General features: G+C 56.3%; 16 protein-coding genes. 4 read left to right on the plus strand and 12 right to left on the minus strand.

The features are described 5' to 3' along the window. Window positions 1-29: 29 nt before the first annotated feature. The 8 genes from RDL77_RS00465 to RDL77_RS00500 form a co-directional block, all read right to left on the minus strand. Window positions 30-2165: a hypothetical protein gene (locus RDL77_RS00465; protein ID WP_288191384.1), complete on the minus strand. Its 2136-nt coding sequence runs from the start codon at window positions 2163-2165 to the stop codon at window positions 30-32. A gap of 30 nt (window positions 2166-2195) precedes the next feature. After that, window positions 2196-2621 (minus strand): GtrA family protein, encoded by a 426-nt coding sequence (locus RDL77_RS00470; protein WP_223614249.1) that lies wholly within the window; start codon window positions 2619-2621, stop codon window positions 2196-2198. Continuing rightward, the gene (locus RDL77_RS00475) at window positions 2621-3901 is read right to left on the minus strand and encodes an NAD(P)/FAD-dependent oxidoreductase (RefSeq protein ID WP_288191385.1); all 1281 of its coding nucleotides are present in this window, start codon (window positions 3899-3901) and stop codon (window positions 2621-2623) included. The genes RDL77_RS00470 and RDL77_RS00475 overlap by 1 nt, the downstream gene beginning before the upstream one ends. 9 nt (window positions 3902-3910) lie before the next feature. After that, entirely contained in the window at window positions 3911-4846 is a 936-nt protein-coding gene (locus RDL77_RS00480; protein ID WP_223614251.1) for an NAD(P)-dependent oxidoreductase, read from the minus strand. After that, on the minus strand, window positions 4843-5580 hold the full coding sequence (locus RDL77_RS00485; RefSeq protein WP_288191386.1) for an SDR family NAD(P)-dependent oxidoreductase: 738 nt from the start codon (window positions 5578-5580) through the stop codon (window positions 4843-4845). Before RDL77_RS00485 ends, RDL77_RS00480 begins: the two co-directional genes overlap by 4 nt. A 17-nt stretch (window positions 5581-5597) precedes the next feature. Continuing rightward, window positions 5598-6932, minus strand: a complete 1335-nt coding sequence (locus RDL77_RS00490; protein ID WP_288191387.1) for an FAD-binding oxidoreductase — start codon at window positions 6930-6932, stop codon at window positions 5598-5600. Further along, window positions 6929-8407 carry a UbiA family prenyltransferase gene (locus RDL77_RS00495; protein ID WP_288191389.1) on the minus strand — a complete coding sequence of 493 codons (1479 nt, stop codon included), beginning with the start codon at window positions 8405-8407 and terminating at the stop codon, window positions 6929-6931. The genes RDL77_RS00490 and RDL77_RS00495 overlap by 4 nt, the downstream gene beginning before the upstream one ends. A 160-nt stretch (window positions 8408-8567) precedes the next feature. Next, window positions 8568-9020 carry an Rrf2 family transcriptional regulator gene (locus RDL77_RS00500; protein WP_223614255.1) on the minus strand — a complete coding sequence of 151 codons (453 nt, stop codon included), beginning with the start codon at window positions 9018-9020 and terminating at the stop codon, window positions 8568-8570. Window positions 9021-9187: 167 nt separating this feature from the next. Here RDL77_RS00500 and RDL77_RS00505 point away from each other — a divergent pair, with 167 nt between their 5' ends. Together RDL77_RS00505 and RDL77_RS00510 are read left to right on the plus strand one after the other, a co-directional pair. Continuing rightward, the gene (locus RDL77_RS00505; RefSeq protein ID WP_288191390.1) at window positions 9188-10087 is read left to right on the plus strand and encodes an NAD(P)/FAD-dependent oxidoreductase; all 900 of its coding nucleotides are present in this window, start codon (window positions 9188-9190) and stop codon (window positions 10085-10087) included. 106 nt (window positions 10088-10193) lie between these two features. Continuing rightward, entirely contained in the window at window positions 10194-10397 is a 204-nt protein-coding gene (locus tag RDL77_RS00510) for a hypothetical protein (RefSeq protein WP_288191391.1), read from the plus strand. A gap of 44 nt (window positions 10398-10441) precedes the next feature. Here RDL77_RS00510 and RDL77_RS00515 read toward each other — a convergent pair whose 3' ends face one another. Beyond that, window positions 10442-11677 (minus strand): cytochrome-c peroxidase, encoded by a 1236-nt coding sequence (locus RDL77_RS00515; protein WP_288191393.1) that lies wholly within the window; start codon window positions 11675-11677, stop codon window positions 10442-10444. 145 nt (window positions 11678-11822) lie between these two features. On the opposite strand from RDL77_RS00515, the gene RDL77_RS00520 reads away from it, so the two are divergent. After that, on the plus strand, window positions 11823-13379 hold the full coding sequence (locus RDL77_RS00520; protein ID WP_288191522.1) for an acid phosphatase: 1557 nt from the start codon (window positions 11823-11825) through the stop codon (window positions 13377-13379). Between the two features lie 15 nt (window positions 13380-13394). Here the strand turns inward: RDL77_RS00520 and RDL77_RS00525 are convergent, their stop codons facing one another. Genes RDL77_RS00525 through mtnK form a run of 3 tightly spaced genes read right to left on the minus strand, consistent with a single transcriptional unit; the run spans window position 13395 to window position 16455 of the window. Next, window positions 13395-14057, minus strand: a complete 663-nt coding sequence (locus tag RDL77_RS00525; RefSeq protein ID WP_288191394.1) for a class II aldolase/adducin family protein — start codon at window positions 14055-14057, stop codon at window positions 13395-13397. Between the two features lie 41 nt (window positions 14058-14098). Continuing rightward, window positions 14099-15196: an S-methyl-5-thioribose-1-phosphate isomerase gene (gene mtnA, locus RDL77_RS00530; protein ID WP_288191395.1), complete on the minus strand. Its 1098-nt coding sequence runs from the start codon at window positions 15194-15196 to the stop codon at window positions 14099-14101. Further along, window positions 15193-16455, minus strand: a complete 1263-nt coding sequence (mtnK, locus tag RDL77_RS00535) for an S-methyl-5-thioribose kinase (protein WP_288191397.1) — start codon at window positions 16453-16455, stop codon at window positions 15193-15195. Before mtnK ends, mtnA begins: the two co-directional genes overlap by 4 nt. A gap of 146 nt (window positions 16456-16601) precedes the next feature. Here mtnK and RDL77_RS00540 point away from each other — a divergent pair, with 146 nt between their 5' ends. After that, complete coding sequence (locus tag RDL77_RS00540; protein ID WP_288191399.1) at window positions 16602-18110, plus strand: sugar ABC transporter ATP-binding protein; 1509 nt, start codon at window positions 16602-16604, stop codon at window positions 18108-18110. Window positions 18111-18131: the final 21 nt, after the last annotated feature.

Raw genomic sequence — 18131 nt, forward strand, 5'->3', positions numbered from 1 at the left:
AAGGGTGTAGGGTTGAACATAGTGGACTACTACCGTTGCAAAGCTGGAGTTGCCATGGCACCCCACGCTCCCCATCCCCGTCCTTTGTCTTCCAGCGTTATACTTAGGTTCGATTTCTCACCTTCCTTGCATGCATCAAACGCCTTTATCTGCAAATATTGCCATAAATGGGGTCGCAGCAAATCAAACACCGGTGTCTCATCAGATACCATCCTACCGTTGGATTTGATGACAAGACTTAACCCTTCTGTTGAGGGCCCACGCAAAATTGGAACAATGACGGTCTGACAAGTGGCATCGCGAATGTTGTAGGTTATGCTGCCTACATCCTCATCGGACGAAACCCAAGTGCCACTGATTTCGGCCCCCTCATAGGGTACGCTTATGGAAAGGATGGCTGGCACGCCGGGGCTAGCCGTTGCACCCAAATGCACAACCTGCGTTTGCAGGGGCGCTAATTTCCCAGCTGGGACCAGGTATGGTCCATCTGGCAAGAGGGGGAGATCCACACGGCACGGCTTTTCGTTCTCGCCGAAAATCACCAGCAAAGCGATGGGAAGGCTTGTATTGCCTGCTGCCCCATTTACGGGCACCACAAAACCACGATAGTTCCTGTTTGCGCCAACAGTTTTAGCAATATCGGGACGGCGCTGAAGTGGGGCCGTGTATCCGAGAACATTCTGGCTTGCGTCGACGGCAACAATCCACCGTGGAGTTTGTCGCTTAGCATTTGTCACCCAGCCAGTCGCCTGCCACGCCGTAGCAGAAAGACGCTGGACTTTATCGACGGATCCAAGTTCACAAGCCTGGGCTGGTTTATCAGTCCACTGTTTCCAACTCGATCCTGACAGTCCTGGGTTATCTGCGAATAGATTGAGTTTGGCGTCTCGCAGAAAATCAATAGTCGGCTTTATGCGGTCTGGTAAGGGGTACAATTTCAGCAACTGCTCATCAGGAAGCAAACCGGAAGACAGAAAATATCCAGCCTGGTTGACTTCATTCGTGTGGCTGGCACCAGCAACATTACCCGGCCGTAAACTGGTCCACGCCGCAACACTTAAGGCAAGAAGAATCCATAATCCCAATCGCGCCTGACGAAGCGACGGCCGATAATCGGCTAAAACTGTCACTCGAAACAGAATGGCGAAAAGTGTCATCCACAAAACAAGCATAGGCGTCGAATAGCGTGACGACAGTGCTGCACCTGTACCCAGCGCCGTCCTCCCCCACGCCGCGCCAACCGCTGTTGCGAAGAGAAAACTTGCGAGGGCAAAGAGCCCCACCAAAGCCTCATCGAGCGGCCGTTTGCGCAGAAACGGTAGCAGAACATAAAGCAAAAACAGAATACAGTAAGCACCAAACAACACCAGACCACATATCGCGGCAATAACTCCTCGATTACTGATGGGGCTTCCAAGCATGCCGAGGAAGAAAGATATGAGATTACCGAGTGTCTTTAATGTCGGATCTCCAACGGCAGTCGCACCTTTTGTCAGGACGACAAAAGCACCAATGAACAATGCCCCGACAAATCCATACAGAACCGCTTTGACAGGCCGGTAGCGCCGCAGAACAAGCAGGATGAGAATGGAAACAGGCAATGCGACGCCGTTGCCCATTGAAAACACGCCCAAACCCGTTGTGACGATCAATCCAGCAAACCACCAAGGGGATGTGACTTGCTCACGATCGCTGATTTTCAATCCGATGAGACAGCTTATCAGCGTGAAGATCAGCACGAGATAAAACTGAGGTTGGAACCCCCACAGCAAGTTCTCCCATTGGGCCAGCGAAAATCCCGATGCAGAGAAAAGCAGAAAGAAGGGATAGAAATACTTGCTCTCTCTATCATTGATGAACAACAGCTTGGCCAAAAGCCACGCAATACAAAATGTTGCGATGCCGATTGAAACGATGAGGGGGCCATTGGTTAAGCTGAAAAAATAATAATCGAGAAAGAAAATCAACTTTGTCGTCGCAATGACATGCTCGTTATGTGCAGCAAAAAGATACCGGAGCGAGAGTGTGTCTTGCTTTGATCTCGCCAGTTCAGTCGCAAATTCCCACTGATCCCAATAAAGGGGGACCATATAGTTCGCCCGCACGAATAAAATCGAGTAAACTATGAGAACCAAGGAGATCAAACAGACCAGCGCCAGAAACATCGCGTTCCTTGTGACCATTCTAAGCATTGATTATTGTCCATCCTTACGGGCGAAAGTGAATGATTTATGCGCGAGATAGCTGGTGATAACGGGGCTCAGGACGCCGATGATATGGGCTGTCGTGTCCGCGTTCCACGTGTAATTTATCAAGGGGAAAAACCAGCGGGCCAAACCGACGCTGACGAGCCAGACCTGCAGGAGCGACACCAGATTGACCAGACCGAACCGTATGTATTCCTGGCGCACGGAACTGCCCGACTGATCGAAGACGAACAGCTTCATCAAAATATAGGCTGTTGTCATTCCGGCCAGATAAGCCAGCACAATTGCCGCGCTGAACGGCATGATTTGCGACAGGGCAATGCGCGAGGCAATGTTCACTGCAGCTGCGATACCACCCGAAATGACAAAACGCAGAAATGGTGAGGCGACGATTGCAGTCGCTCGTTCACGCATCAGGCAACCGCCTCGGCCATGGACCTGCCAAAGCGGATGCTCTCCGAGACACCCCGGTCTTCGGGATAGTAAAAGCAGGTGTCGGCAATCTGCAGACCGGAGATCGGGGTCTGGACCTCCGGCAGTTTCTCGTAAAAATTGGGCTCACAGACCGGCTGGGCATACCGAAGACGGCCCACCGTTGCATCGATGAGATCGTTTCGGGTGATGGCCGGATTGATGCGCTGGATGTAGCCGAACGCCTCATCGATGAACTGCTGATCCGTCCACTGCCATTTCGGCTGGCTGGTCGGCATATAGTAGGGCACGTACACAATCGTGTCATCCACCGGACGCAGATTTGAAAACTCGATGATACCGGGAATATCAATGTTTTCATCGACAATGTTGAGCCAGAAATTCTTCGTGACCGACCGCTTGAGCTTGAACAGCAGGCAGACAACGCCGATGTTGCGGATGGCGTCGTATCGATCCCGCCAGGACTGCGGAAGATCCGGAGCAAGTTTGGACACCAATGGCGTCGGCACCGTAGAAATCACCGCATCGCCCGGGAAAAACCTCCCGCCTGCCGTAACACCAATGACTTTTCCGTTCTCAGTTTCTATTTTTTCGGCCGGGGCTGCGAGATGCAGCCGCCCGCCTTTTGCTTCAAACGCAGATACCAGTGCCTTGACGAGGGTCTCGCTTCCTCCCTCGATATAGCCCAGCTCCTCCTGAAATATCGAACGACGGGAATTGCCGATGCGCTTGATGCGCGTGGCGATCCAGGATGCGGAGATATCGTCCGACAGTTCGTAGAACTTGAGCTGCATCAGCCGGCGCCAAAGCGTCTCATAGACTTCCTTGCCGGACCCGCGCTCGATCCATTGTTTGGCAGTCAATTTTTCAATGCTGTTGAAGACCTTTGCCTTCGTCGTCAAAAACATCTGCGCGCCAGTGCGCAACTTCGCAATGAAGCTCAGATGCGGGAACATCAGCAGCGAAATGGGGCTTCCCCAAGGATGGACCTTGTCTTTCATGTAATAGGCCATGGAGGTTGGCGTCCAGCGCATCTTGTCGCCGATACCGAGCTCGTCCATCAAGGCGAAAGTCGGCTTGTCGGTTTTGCAGACAAAGTGATAGTACCGCTCGATCGACACTCCACCGAAGTCAAAGTGCGCGGCCATGCCGCCCGGTTTGCTGTCTGCCTCGATCAAATCAACTTCATGACCAAGCGTTGCGGCCCGGTGCGCTGCGGCAAGCCCCATCGGGCCAGCACCTATGACAATGATCCTGCTCATGTAAAATCCTCAGAAATCCAGAACGATGCCGGAATAGCGGGCATCAAGATATGTCTCTTCCAGCGCGGTGCGCAGCGGCGTTGCTTTGATACCGAATATTTCCGGCCAATCGATCACAGGAAATGTTTCCGGTATGACCAGCGCTTCGAGCTGCCGGGTGGTGAACGGCGGATTGCTGTTGAACTTGCCGTACACGAACAACAGCGCCCAGAACAGGTGATAGGGCAGATGAACGATCCTGGCTTTCGGCTTGACCGTGTCATGTATCAGCTGGATGAGATCGCCATAGTGAATCTGCTCCAGCCCCGATATATCATAGGTTCCTGTTGCGCGGCTGGTCAAACCGGACGCGATGATTGCGGCGAAATCGCCGACATAAAGCGGTTGACGGATAAACTTGCCATCGCCGGGAATGGGAAAGATGGCGGTCCGGTCCATAAACCTGCGCAACCAGCCCAGATGTTTGCGATCGAACCAGCCAAACATCAGCGTCGGGCGCAATATCAGATGCGGAATGTCGCCGACGGTATCGATGAATTTCTCTTGGGTGGTTTTGGAGCGCGTATAGAAATCATCGGCCTGCGAGTGCACGACCGAAGAAGAAATCTGCACGAAATAGGGTACGCTGTGCTTTCGCATGGCCGCGACAATATTTTCAGTGGCCGTGACATTGTTGTCGGTGAATTCCTGTTCCTGGAGACCACCAATCTGCGCTTGATTGAGCACCAGGGCATCGGCGCCGGCCAGTGCATCCATCCATGGGCCCGGCTTGGCGAGATCGGCTTCGATTGTCTCGATTTCCGGATGCATCCGCCGCAGCAAAGCGGTGTTTGTCGGGTGCTTGTCGATCCCCACGATCTTGATATCCGGGTTCGTTTTCAGCCTGGCGATCAGGTTTTGACCAACAAGTCCTGCAGCGCCAGTTATGATAATCCGTCGTGTCATATGCTCATCCGATTGAAAATCACCGTCGGCAGATTGCGGATGATCAGCATGATCAAACGCCAGCGGCCGGGGGCGTAGAAAACTGGGCCAGTGCGATCCGCGGCGCGCCGTGCCACTCGCGCAATCTGTTCGGGCGTTGCCCACAAGGCGCCTTCGCGGTTCATACCCTCCGTCATGGGCGTGATGGTTGGCCCTGGTTTGACGATGGCAGCGCGCGGACCGTTGCTGGCAAAGCGATGGGAGATGCCTTCAACCAGTGTGGCAAGCCCGGCCTTGGCTGCGCCATAGACATAATTGGCACGTCGCCCCCGATCGCCAGCCACGGATCCCAGAACGACAAGCGAACCCCTCGCCTGCCCTTCGAATACATCGGCGACAGCGAGGCACCATGCGGCAACCGAGTTGAAATTGACCTGCAATATCTCCTCGGCAACGTCCGTCAACTGCTCCGCCTCATCCTGCTCGCCCAGCACGCCATAGGCAATAAGCACATGGTCCACTCCGCCGAGCGTTGCACAGAATTGCGCAAGCGCAGAGCGCACATTCTCTGGCGCTGCCAGATCATAAACGGCAGTCTCGGCGCGGACGGCGCCCCTTACCTTCAAGTCAGCAGCGATAGCGTCGAGCTTGGCTTGTTGCCGCCCGACCAGCAACAGGTCGGCACCTTCGCTTGCGTAGAGGCGAGCCGTCGCTTCGGCAATCGCCGACGTTGCTCCCAATATGATGACACGCACGAAATTATTCCTCTTCTTTACTCGCTTATCCGGCGCCAAAAGGCGGACGAGAATGCTGGATCGACATGCTGTGCAAACGTTTCCCAAGCGGGATAACCGGCGCGAAACATCGCCGCGGAAATGCGCCCGTCCTTCGCAGGGTATAGCCGTCCGCCGGCTTCGCGCACGATGTCATCGAGACGGCTCAATAAATCAAGGGTCAACTGGCCACGGTTGGGGAAATCAAGGGCAAGCGTTGTACCAGCCTGTGGAAAGGACAAAAGGCCGGGCGATACCTTCTCACCGAACGTCTTGAGCACCGCAAGGAACGAGCCTTCACCCGCCTTCGAGATGGCCTTGAGCATTTCCGTGGTTGCATCTCTTGCCGTGACGGGCGGCACAACCGACTGGTATTGGTACATCCCCCGGCGACCGTATATCCGGTTCCAATGCCCGATGCTGTCGAGCGGGTAGAAATACGGTAGATAAGGGGTGGTCGCATTGCCGGCCGCACGGCGGCCCTTGTAAAAGTACAGGCTGTTGAACAGCCCGATCGACAGGTTGTTCAGGACAAACGACGGCATGGAGAAGGGCACCGTTAACTTCGGCTTTTCGACCCTTGCCAGCTTTGTTCCCCTGGGTGCATGCCGTGCACGCGTGAACAAGCCTCTTCCGAGAGCGTTTCCCTTTGCCAGACAGTCCACCCACGCCACCGTGTAGTCGGCACTGCCTTCGCTCTCGGCAGCCACGGCAAAGAATTCATCCACATTGGCAAAGGGAAGCGTCTCAACGTCCATGAGTGCACTGGGAATGCGCATCAGCTCAATTTCAGCCCATGTGATCAGTCCCGTCAGCCCAAGCCCCCCGATCGTCGCAGCGAACAATCCGGTTTGATCATCATCTCTCAGCTCGATCTCGGTGCCATCCGACCGAAGCAGCCCGATGCGGCGCACCCATCTGCCGATCGTTCCAGCAAGATGGTGGTTCTTGCCATGAACATCATTTGCAATGGCCCCGCCCAGGGTTACAAAACGCGTTCCCGGGGTGACCGGCAAAAAAAATCCGCGACGAACGAACAGATCGAGTATATCGGCAAAAGAGATTCCGGCTTCTGCACGCAACAATCCTGTTGCCGGATCAAACGAAATAATCCGGCCAAGCGCAGTCATGTCGACAAGCGCCCCGCCGGGATTCAGTCCGCTGTCACCGTAAGAGCGGCCAAGGCCTATGGCGAGAAGACTGTGGTCGGCATCACGTGCTTCTGCAATACTGCGCGGCAACTGATCCCGCCAATTCGGCCGGCTGACAAAATGCTGCCCCTGCAGGATTCCACCCCACGAGCGGATATCGTCTTTCGAGACAAATGATCTCATAGAGCAGCCACGAAGAGCACCGCGACTAAAAAGCCGAGCACGACACTGGGCTTGTCACGCAAAGCGAAACTGACGGGATCGTCATTCATGCGCCCCCGATGCGCCAGCAGCCAAATGCGGCCGACCCAGATCGCGAGAAAAACGGGAATTCCACCGAGCAGATTCGGATGAGAATAAACCGACCCCGGAAGCATCTCCTCAACGATGAACAGGACCATGACCAACAGGGACGCTACGGCGGACGCTATGCCAAACGCGAGGGTTAGTGGTGCGTCCTCGAGCATATAGCCCCGGCTGGCGAGGCTGTGAGACCCTGTGGAAGCGGCACGAATAATTTCCGTATGACGCTTGGCAACCGCCAGAGAGAAGAAGAAGAACACTGAAAAGGTCAAAAGCCAGGCAGACGCAGGCAGCCGAAGCAGCGTGATCCCCATGATGAGACGCGTTGTAAACAAAATGCCGATGACCAGCGTATCAAGAATAGGCACGCGCTTGAGGCCAAAGGAGTACGCAAGCGTCAGCACGAGATAGCTTGCCAATGCGAGGGTAAAATAAGGCGTTAGCAGAAGAGAACCGACAAACGCCACGACGAGACCGATGCAGGCCATCGCCAGGCCCGTGGCGATCGGAAGCCGTCCGCTGGCCAGCGCGCGATTGCGCTTCGACCAATGCTGCCGATCAGCACTGAGATCGGCCAAATCATTCAGAAGATAAGTCGAGGATGTGACAATCAACAGACAGAAAAGACCCAGAACCGTATCGCGAAGAACGGTGAAATCGCCCCAGGCATGCGCCAGAATGAGCGGAACGAAAATCAGAGCATTCTTCGACCAGTGATGCACCCGCAGGGCTTTGAGACTATCCTTCAAAGTCAGAGGATGGTTGCTGAATTCCGCTTCAATCGGCTTGCCCAGATCACGCGCTGCCTTTGCGACGCCGGCGGAAACGCCTGCCAGAACTATTCCCGCGGCCAATTTCCACACCGCCAAGTCTGCCCTGCTGTCGCCGACATAGACAAAGCCATCAGGAAAAGTACGCGCCAGATGTTCTGCTTTCACACGTCCCTTCAGATTTGCGGTATCGGAGCCGATGGCGCTCGCAAAAATACCGATACGCCGCGAAATATTGTCAACCACTGCCTGATTTGCCGCAGAACAGAGATGAATCTCCCGGCCGGCAGCAGCCTGCTCACGCAACCACTTCACAAGGTCCTCGCGAAGCGGCAGAACCGTTGATGCCAGGTCAACCTTTGACGCCAAAGCGGCCTTCAAGGCAGCGCGGCCCCGCAGCATGCTGGGAGCAGCGCGAATAAGCGTCGCGGGTTGGGTGAAAAGAGCTGCAACCACTTGTTCGTGCAGCGTGTCAGTCAGGATAAGTGTCTTATCCAGATCAACGACGATGGGGTACCGCGTCAACTGGACACCGGCGTTCTCTGGAGTGACCTCTCCATTCAATTCGCGATATGCCAATTCCATAACGGGCTATAACTTTCCAAGGTGACGCTGAACTCATAGCCTTCTGGCACAAATGGCTTATCGCCACAAGTCCAGCTTCCTCATGCAGTCTGCATCAGGCCAAACCAATATTGGGCAAACCATTGCCTCCATCAAACAGGAAAAGCAGCCGCCTGATCAATCAAACCGTTTGTGCCGGCCTTTCGGTCAAATTCCGGAATCGAAGATCAAAATCACGCGCGATATCGGAAAGCTTCACCTCGGCAAAACGCGACAGGAGCATTTGTTCCGCCGCGTCGAAAGCGTCAGTCAAGGCTGCGTTGACCGATTGCTCCACGAGACAATCCGGGTGGTCGATGGCTATGCCGATTGCAAACATTTCCGGTCGCCCCAATGCCTGATGCACGTCAAGCAGCGATATTTCATCAAGCGGGCGCGCCAGTATCCAGCCCCCGCCATGCCCCTTGTCGGAACGGACATAACCGGCATTTCTCAAGCCCGCCATGGTTCGCCGCACCACCACCGGATTGGTGTTCAGCATCTTTGCAATGTTGTCGGACGTGATCGAGCCGTCGTGCCGATCCATATGGATCAGGACATGGAGCATTCTCGATAGGCGGCTGTCATGTCTCATACTGGCTATTCTCCTTCTGCATGCATAGCACACGCAAACGATACGTAATAGAATAAGTTACATGAATATTGACGGAAATTTTCACGTAACTTATGTTGTTATTTAATTCAAATTCCGATGCGATCCGGCATTGGAAATATCTTGCCCCCCGCAATGAAGGAGCTTCCATGACCTATGATGCCATTGTTATCGGCGGCAGTTTTGCCGGTCTTTCCGCCGCCATCCAGATTGCCCGTGCTCGCCGGCGCGTGCTCCTGATTGACGCCGGCCTGCCCCGCAACCGCTTCGCCGAAGCATCCCATGGTTTTCTGGGCCAGGACGGCAGGCGGCCCCACGATATCATTGGCGATGCGCGGCGGCAGCTTTCCCTCTACCCGACAGTGGAGTTTATCGATAGCGAGGCTGTGTCGGCCCGCCAAGCCAACGACCATTTTGCCGTTGAGTTGGCCGACGGCACCGAAAAGCGGGCCATGCGTCTCATTCTGGCTACCGGCGTGAAAGATGATCTGCCTGCAATCCCTGGCCTGCCGGAGCGATGGGGCCTATCGGTTCTTCACTGCCCCTATTGCCACGGCTATGAAGTTGGCGGCCAGGCACTGGGCGTTCTGGCCAATACACCCCTGTCGGCACATCAGGCACTGCTGATATCGGATTGGGGACCGGCCACATACTTCACTCAAAATACGTTTGAGCCGGATGCGGAGCACCTATCCAGTCTAGCGGCGAGGAATGTACCGATCGAACGGACACCGGTTGTCGAGCTTCTGGGCAATGCACCCCGGCTTGAAGCGGTCAGACTCAGTGATGGCAGGGTTGTACCTGTCGACGCTATTTTCACCGCGCCGAAAACCAGCATGGCCAGCCCGCTGGCGGAACAGCTTGGCTGTGCTTTCGACGATGGTCCGCTTGGGGCATTCATTCGTGTGGACGACTGGATGCAGACAACGGTCAAGGGCGTTTATGCGGCCGGCGATGCAGCCAGTCCCATGGCCAATGCAACGATGGCCGCAGCGGCCGGTGTCAAAGCCGGGGTTGGCGCGCATCAGTCGCTCGTCTTCGGAAGATAGAACATGTGCGCCTATTGCACCTTACCGTGGCGACGGTTTCCGCTTGACTCAACTGCGCGCGAAGACTCAACTACGACGAGGAAACCGCTAAGATGGAGCGACGATCATGGATGCCGATGAAGCCATTGCACTGATCTCCGCGTCTGGCATCGAACTCACCGATCGCCGCCGAAATGCCAGCAATGACGGCTGGTCTTTGAGCTTTGCCAACGGATCCGTTGTCGATGTGAAAGACAGCGGTGCGCTGTCCGCATCCGGCAATGGAGCCGTAGAGGTGGCAAGGTTGCTTGACCTGCCCGGACAATCCTAGAGCTTTGCTGTTTGAACAAAGAAGTCTTTGACGGCTCGGCAGCGCTATTGTTCGGGCGGGGTGTAACCATCGGTCAGCGTATTGAGAAAACTGATGACATCCTGGATCTCGTCAGGTGTGAGAGCCGGCGCTTCCCCGGCATGCCGGTCAAAGGGCGGATCCATGTTCACATTGGCTTTGGCGTCCATCGGCAGATCGTCATATTTGTCAACGCTGCCATCAGACTTGCGTGAATACCAACGCCCTGGCTTGGTTTCGCGCTCGACATAGAATTCAACGGCTTGCTGCAGAGAGTGAAAGACGCCATTGTGAAAGAATGTCTTGCGAAGCGCCACATTGCGCAGTGTGGGCGTGCGGAAGAGACCGCAATAGTCCGTGCGGTTCAAGAAATCCGTCCGGAGCGGGCCACAAAGGCCCAGATCAAAATAATGAGAATCCTTGTTTGCGGGAATCTCGGGATTGCGCGGCGCACCCAGGGCAATCAGACCGTAATCGGTAAATTGCGGCAGCGTTCCGTCATTGCCGCGCTGACTCACATGGCATGACGCGCAATTGCCCTTCGCGGGCGCATTGAACAGATCCAGGCCTCGCGCTTCCTGTGCGGTCAGCACGGCTTTTCCGGCGAGTACTGCATCGTACTTGCTCGTATAGGGGTAAAAGGTGCGGTAGTCCTGTTCGAACACCTCCAGTGCCTTGAGGGCGGTATTGACCAGAACAGACGAGTCCGCCGTGCCTTGCAGACCGGCGACTGCTGCAATCCTGGCGCCGTAATCTGCCGCGATCAGCCGCCGAGCAATGTCCTCATCATTCTTGTTGCCCATTTCGAAATCGGAAAGCAGCGGGATCCTCGCCTGTTGCTGGCCGCGATCGACCCGGCCATCCCAAGTCAGCCCGCCCGTCGGGCCATTGTCGATGCTTTCGTCCGCATCATCTTCCGATTCAAAAAAATGTTCGGTGAACGGCGGCACAGCTTGCAAATATTTGAGCGATGGCACCGCCCTCACCCCAGGCTGCCGCAGATCGCCGCCGCCAAACTGAACCGCAAGACCATTGGCGGCGGCAAAGCCGTGGGCGGGATCATGGCAGGACGCACAGGAGAGCTTGCCGGAGCCTGACAAGGCAGGATCGAAAAACATGGCCTGACCGAGCGCGCCAAGTGCTTTCACCTGCTCGCGCACCTGCGCGCGCGATGGTTCCGGCGCGGCTCTACCTGAACTTTCCGTGACCGCACTGTGCGCCGCCGCCGCAGCGCCGATCGTCGCGACGATGCAAAGGATCACCGCCCGGTGCTTTGTGCTTGTGTATCCAAGAGGCTTTATGATTAGCTTCCTCCGTCAGATCCCCGGGCACGTTTGGACGGCTTGTGGGTATGGTGGAGTAAACTTGAAAAGTTATCAACATATAGCCGACAAGGAGACTGCCAGCATGCGGATAAATATGATTGCGACCGCTTCGGTGATCAGTGCCGCCATGGGTGGGCTCTCTCCGGCGTCGGCGGCAGGATACAATGACGGTCATTCCAACTCTCTGAACCTGATCGACACCGTGGTGGTGATCTACGCAGAAAACCGCAGTTTTGATAATCTTTATGGCAGTTTCCCCGGAGCAGACGGCCTGCAGGGGGTTTCGGACGCAGCGCTCACACAGCTTGACCGCGACAACACTCCGCTACGCGAATTACCGCCTGTTTGGGGCGGATTGACCGCGAAAGGCGTTACTCCACCGGTCACGCAGGCGGAGACCGAGCACCTTGCCAATCACCCCTATCGGGTCGACGATCCCCAGGGGTTCAATCTCCCCCTCGGCACAATCACCCACGATTTGTGGCACCGGTTCTATCAAAACCAGATGCAGATCAATGGCGGCAAGAACGATAAGTTCGTCGCCTATGCCGATTCCGGCGCAATGGTCATGGGGCTTTGGAACGGTTCAAAGACGGCGATGTGGAAGGTCGCGCAAAAATACACGCTTGCCGATGAATTTTTCATGGGCGGCTTTGGCGGCTCATTCTTCAATCACCAATGGCTGATATGCGCGTGCGCGCCCTATTACGCCCATGCCGACACCAGCCCGGCCAAGCCTTCTGTCGCCGTGGTGGAACCGGATGGCGTCTCGCTGACGCTCGCTGCCAATTCACCCAAATCGGCAATCGATGGCATCCCAAAATTTGCCGGCGATGGCAATCTCACTCCGGACTTCTACGCCGTCAACACCATGCAGCCGCCCTATCAGCCGAGCGGCAACACGCCCGCAAAGAACGCCGATGCAGCGACCGCAGACCCCGCAAACCCGACAACCCTCCCGCCGCAGACCGAACCGACGATCGGCGATATGCTCAGCCTGAAGCATATCAGTTGGGCCTGGTATGGCGGTGCGTGGCAGGATGTGCTGGACCACGGCAACAAAACGCCGGTTCCCAATTTTCAGTACCATCATCAGCCGTTCAACTATTATGCGAATTTTGCGCCGGGAACAGCGGCACGCACCGAGCATCTGCTCGATGGCGGCTTGGCCGGATCGCAATTCATCAAGGCAATCGATACTGGCACACTGCCGCAAGTTGCCTTCTACAAACCGCAAGGTGATCTGAACGAGCACTCGGGCTATGCGGATATCGAGGCGGGCGATGCCCATATTGCCGACATCATCGGGCATCTGGAAAAAAGTCCGCAATGGCCGCATATGCTGGTCATCGTCACCTACGATGAAAATGGCGGTATATGGGACCACGCCGCACCGCCGAAAGGCGATCGTTGGGGACCTGGCAGCCGTATCCCGGCCATCATTGTCTCGCCGTTCGCCCGCCGCGGTTTCGTTGATCACACGCCAATGGACACAACCTCGATTCTACGCTTCCTGACCAAGCGTTTCGAATTGCCGACATTGCATGGGATCACGGTCCGCGATGATGCGGTTGCCTCCTACAATCAGCCGCCATTGGGCGACCTGACCAGTGCACTCGACATGACAAACAGCCAGTAAGCCCTGGCAAGAGGCTCAGCCTTGCTGGCTCATGCTGTACTTTATCTGGCGCATCTGGGTGATGACACGTTCCATTTCCTCGTCTGACAGGATCGGCGGTTCGCCCAAAGTGAGTGCCTGGACATAGATGCGCGACAGGGTTTCAATTTCGATTGCAAGCCAAAGGGCGGATTCAAGCGTCACCCCCAGGGATATCTGACCATGCTGGCTGAGCAGGCATGCCAGCCTGTTCTCCAGTGCGACGATCGCATTGTTGGACAGTGCCTGCGTTCCAAAAGTGGCGTAGGGTGCGCAACGGATCGTCGTTCCCCCGGCAATCCCGGTCATGTAGTGGAAACTCGGGATTGTCTTGTTGTGGCACGCAAGCGTTGTCGCATAGACCGAGTGGCAATGCAGAACCACATTGATATCGGAACGCTTCTGCAGGATATCGCGGTGAAAGCGCCATTCGGACGATGGCGGCCGCCCCACATAACTGCCATCGAAGTGCATCTCGACGAGATCGTCCGGCTGCATGGTCTCATAAGGCAGGGACGACGGTGTCACAAGAAATCCGCGATCCGTGCGCACGGAGAGATTCCCCGACGTTCCCTGGTTGACGCCGCTCGAGTTCATCAACCGGCACGTCGTCACCATTTCCCGGCGAAGATCGATGGAATCTTGTACTGATGTGGTCATTCAGGCATCTTCCCGCTGCTCATGGCATCCCGACGGAATTATCACCGCTTACTTTGCGGAAACAAGGCGCTTAAACCTTCCGCCGAGGCTTGCGCAACACCGCGTTCGGTAATCAGCCCGGTTATGAGACGCGCGGGGGTCACATCGAAAGCCGGATTGGCAGTGGGGCTGCCCGTCGGGGAAATCTGTACGGAGGCGATTTTACCGTCGGCTGCCAGTCCCTGCACATGAGACACTTCCGCACCGGCGCGTTCTTCAATGGGAATCTCGCTGATCCCGTCATGGACAGTCCAATCGATTGTCGGGGAAGGCAAAGCCACATAGAAGGGAACGTTGTTGTCCTTGGCCGCCAGGGCTTTCAGATAGGTGCCGATCTTGTTGCACACATCGCCGTTGGCCGTCGTCCGGTCGGTACCGACAATAACCATGTCTACCTGGCCATGCTGCATCAGATGTCCGCCCGCATTGTCGACGATCAGCGTATGCGGCACACCGTGTCCGTTCAACTCCCATGCCGTCAGTTGCGCTCCCTGGTTGCGCGGACGTGTCTCATCAACATAGACATGAACGTTGATCCCCTCCTCCGCCGCAACATAGATAGGAGCGGTTGCTGTGCCGTAGTCGACGGTTGCGAGCCAGCCTGCATTGCAATGGGTGAGAATATTGACCGGCTCGCCCGGCTTTTTCCTTGCGGCAATATCGCGAATGATTTCGAGGCCGTGCAGGCCGATCTGACGATTGAGCTTTACGTCTTCCTCGGCAATGTCAGCCGCCCGGCGATAGGCGGCCGCCATGCGGTCCTTTTCCGGTAGCGGCAGCAGATATTGGCGCATCGTATCGAGCGCCCAGCGGAGATTGATTGCCGTTGGCCGGGTTTCATGCAGCTTGTCCCACACATCGTGCAGCGCGGTATCGGAGGGATCATTCGCCATGGCGATCGCAACGCCATAGGCCGCCGTCACCCCGATTAAAGGTGCGCCGCGCACCCACATATCGCGGATGGCAATGGCGACATCATCGACCGTTTTCAGTGTCACCACCTTGAATTCATGGGGTAGCCAGCGCTGATCGATAATATCGACCGAGCGACCATCATTGTTGAGCCAGATGGTGTGATAGTGACGGTCTGCGACTTTCACAGGGTAATCTCCTTTTCAAGCCGTTCAACCAAACCGTTGATTTCAGCCAAACTATGGATGTGGCGCCGGTTGCAGGCCAGATGACGGCCAAACTTAAGCGCCTTGGATTCGCATCGCGCCCTCAGGTCCGGATCCTCGATCAGTTCAAAATCGGCGTTGTGGGCAAGGCCGAGAATGCGCCGGTGTATTTCAATTCCGGCAAACCCCAGCATGTCCTGCCAGATGTCATGCAGCACTTCGTTGAGCGCCTGTTCGGCACCGAGGCTGTCATCCTGATCCTCAAATAAGGTGCGTTGATACAAGATGCCGTTGCGTTCGGTACGCCAGAGGTGAGAGAACTCGGAATGGAACGTTTCCCAAATCGTCGCGACAGCCTCAAGCAGGGAACGGCGCATGTCGCGACGGTTGTCATCCTGCTCATGACCGCGCTGCGCCAGATAATTCATCCAGAAATTGGCGAGCAGCATGCCGACATCAAAGGCGATGGGGCCGTAGAACGCAAATTCCGGGTCGATGACCCGCGTCTCGCCGGGTGTGACCATCACCGACCCGGTGTGCAGGTCACCGTGCAGCAGGGTCTCGGCCTTCGTGGCGAACAGATGCTTGAGCCGCTGGGCTTCCACCTTGAGGTCACGGTCGGCGCGCAGTGCAGCGACAAGCCCGTCCAGTTGCGGCGCGGTATGCCGATTCAATGGGGCGTTGAAATAGGGATCCGAAAAAACCAGGCTCTCGGTAATGTCGCAGAGTTCGACGTTGTCGGCAAAGAGCGCGACATCCGCCTTGCGCGTCGCCGCTTTCATTGAAAAATCTGAGCCACGGAACAGGGTACGGGCGAGAAACAGACCGAGATCACGGGCCGCATTGGGATACTGATTGCCTTCAATCAGCCCTCGCCGCAAAATGACATGGGGTGACAGGAATTCCATAACGATGATGGCCTGCTCACCGTCGAAATGGAAAACTTCAGGCACCCTGCCCGGATCACGGGCCGCCTGTCGTGTCAATGCATGGTACTCGAAGAATGAACGTTTCAACGGCAATGGCCAGCTCTCGCCGACCAGCCGCACATAGGGCAGTGCCTGTTTGACAATTGCGCTGCCCGCGGCGCCTTCGACAATGAAGACCAGGTTTAAATTGCCGTCGCCGACTTCGCGGACCTTCCAACTCCTCCAGTCTTCACCGAGTCGTTGCAGCAGCATGGTATTTTGACCGAGACGAAGCGGCAGTGTTTCCACATTCAGGGCCTCAAACACAGGCATTTCGATATTCCTCCCTGCTGACAAGAACCATTTCTCAGCTTTTTGTGCCCTTGTCCTCCATTTGTTAAGGCAGCAAACTGGCAAATGTCAATGGCCTTGACATTTGATGATGTGGCGTCCTAGCATGCTCGCAAGGGGAGGAGCAGATGGTCGAGGAAACCGTCTTCCGTATTGAAAAATTGCGCAAATCGTTTGGTTCAATCCAGGTACTGGATGGGATCGATCTGGAATTGCGTGCAGGAACTGTCACAATCCTGATGGGTGCCAACGGCGCTGGCAAATCCACGCTTGTCCGGATTGTCAGCGGTGTATATGCGCGAACGTCGGGAGCAATCAGCCTCGATGGCCGGGAGTTTTCGCCGGCATCGCCCGCGGAAGCTATTCGTGCAGGCGTTGTAACGGTTCACCAGAATATCAATGATGGCGTCGTAGCAGATCTGGACGTTGCAACGAACCTGACACTGGATCGATTGAACGGGCGTGGGGCGCGGGCAATTTTCAACCCGCGTCGCGTACGGCGGGAGGCGGCAGTCGTCGCCGAGCGCATGGGGCTGCATATCGATCTTGGTGCGATTGTTGCTGATCTGCCGCTGGCGGAGCGGCAGATGGTCGCCATTGCCCGGGCCATGGCGCATGAGCCGAAGGTGCTCATTCTCGATGAGCCGACATCGTCCCTGTCGAGCGTGGAAGCAGAACGGCTGTTTCAGGTGATCGATCGTTTGCGCGCCCGCGGTGTGGCGATCCTGTACATATCCCACCGCATGTCCGATATACGCCGGCTGGCAGACATTATTGTGACGTTGCGCGACGGCCGGATCAGCGGTGTTTTTGATGGCCCCGAACTGGACTACGGCGGCGCAGTCAACGCCATGCTCGGTCAAAAGATCAGCCTCGGCAACGTCGTCACCAGAGATGCCAGCGCACCGGTTCTGCAGATCGAAAACCTGTGCATCGCTCCGGGAAGCCGGCCATTCTCCCTCACGCTGGGCGACGGCGAGATCGTGGCCGTCACCGGCCTCGTCGGCGTCGGCAAGACGGCCCTTGCCGAGACGCTTTTCGGCGTCCGAAGGCCGATAGCGGGCAGTATGCGTCTGGACGGCCGCCCCTATGCGCCCCGCACAACCAGACAAGCCATCAATCAGGGTGTTTTCCTTGTCGCCAAGGACCGCGCCGACAGCGGTATCGTGCCGGATTTCAACATATACGAGAATATCAGCCTGCCTTTTCTCAAACGCAGCAGCTTCTTTTCGGTTTCCAACCGGCGGCGTGAAAGGAACAGGGCGCGCGAGCAGATCGCATCGCTCAGCGTCGTCTGCCGCACCGAGCGGGACGAAATGGACACCTTGTCCGGTGGCAACCAGCAGAAAGTCATGGTTGCCCGCTGGTTGAGCGAGGCATCACGCATGCTCATTCTCGATGAACCGTTTCAGGGCGTCGATATCGCCGCAAGACGGGATATCGGCTCGAAACTTCGCGCCTCCGCCGATGGGCGTGCGACCCTGGTCTTCCTGACCGAGATCGACGAAGCCTTCGAAATTGCGGACCGGATTGTCGTCATGTCGGAACACACACTCGTCGGCGAGCATCGCAACGCCGATGTCAACATCGATAAGCTGCTGGCTGAAATCGCCGGCCAGCACAGAATGGTCATTTGAATGAATACCAATACACCACCG

The sequence above is a fragment of the uncultured Phyllobacterium sp. genome (assembly GCF_902479695.1).
Taxonomy (GTDB): Bacteria; Pseudomonadota; Alphaproteobacteria; order Rhizobiales; family Rhizobiaceae; genus Phyllobacterium; species Phyllobacterium calauticae.

Bases quoted from the DNA above. Each gene is read 5' to 3' on its own strand.
- RDL77_RS00525 (WP_288191394.1), bottom strand. From the start codon at position 14,057: ATGACCACATCAGTACAAGATTCCATCGATCTTCGCCGGGAAATGGTG.
- mtnK (WP_288191397.1), bottom strand. From the start codon at position 16,455: ATGCCTGTGTTTGAGGCCCTGAATGTGGAAACACTGCCGCTTCGTCTC.
- RDL77_RS00540 (WP_288191399.1), top strand. From the start codon at position 16,602: ATGGTCGAGGAAACCGTCTTCCGTATTGAAAAATTGCGCAAATCGTTT.
- RDL77_RS00475 (WP_288191385.1), bottom strand. From the start codon at position 3,901: ATGAGCAGGATCATTGTCATAGGTGCTGGCCCGATGGGGCTTGCCGCA.
- RDL77_RS00500 (WP_223614255.1), bottom strand. From the start codon at position 9,020: ATGAGACATGACAGCCGCCTATCGAGAATGCTCCATGTCCTGATCCAT.
- RDL77_RS00465 (WP_288191384.1), bottom strand. From the start codon at position 2,165: ATGTTTCTGGCGCTGGTCTGTTTGATCTCCTTGGTTCTCATAGTTTAC.
- RDL77_RS00505 (WP_288191390.1), top strand. From the start codon at position 9,188: ATGACCTATGATGCCATTGTTATCGGCGGCAGTTTTGCCGGTCTTTCC.
- RDL77_RS00495 (WP_288191389.1), bottom strand. From the start codon at position 8,407: ATGGAATTGGCATATCGCGAATTGAATGGAGAGGTCACTCCAGAGAAC.
- RDL77_RS00480 (WP_223614251.1), bottom strand. From the start codon at position 4,846: ATGACACGACGGATTATCATAACTGGCGCTGCAGGACTTGTTGGTCAA.
- RDL77_RS00470 (WP_223614249.1), bottom strand. From the start codon at position 2,621: ATGCGTGAACGAGCGACTGCAATCGTCGCCTCACCATTTCTGCGTTTT.
- RDL77_RS00520 (WP_288191522.1), top strand. From the start codon at position 11,823: ATGCGGATAAATATGATTGCGACCGCTTCGGTGATCAGTGCCGCCATG.
- RDL77_RS00510 (WP_288191391.1), top strand. From the start codon at position 10,194: ATGGATGCCGATGAAGCCATTGCACTGATCTCCGCGTCTGGCATCGAA.
- RDL77_RS00490 (WP_288191387.1), bottom strand. From the start codon at position 6,932: ATGAGATCATTTGTCTCGAAAGACGATATCCGCTCGTGGGGTGGAATC.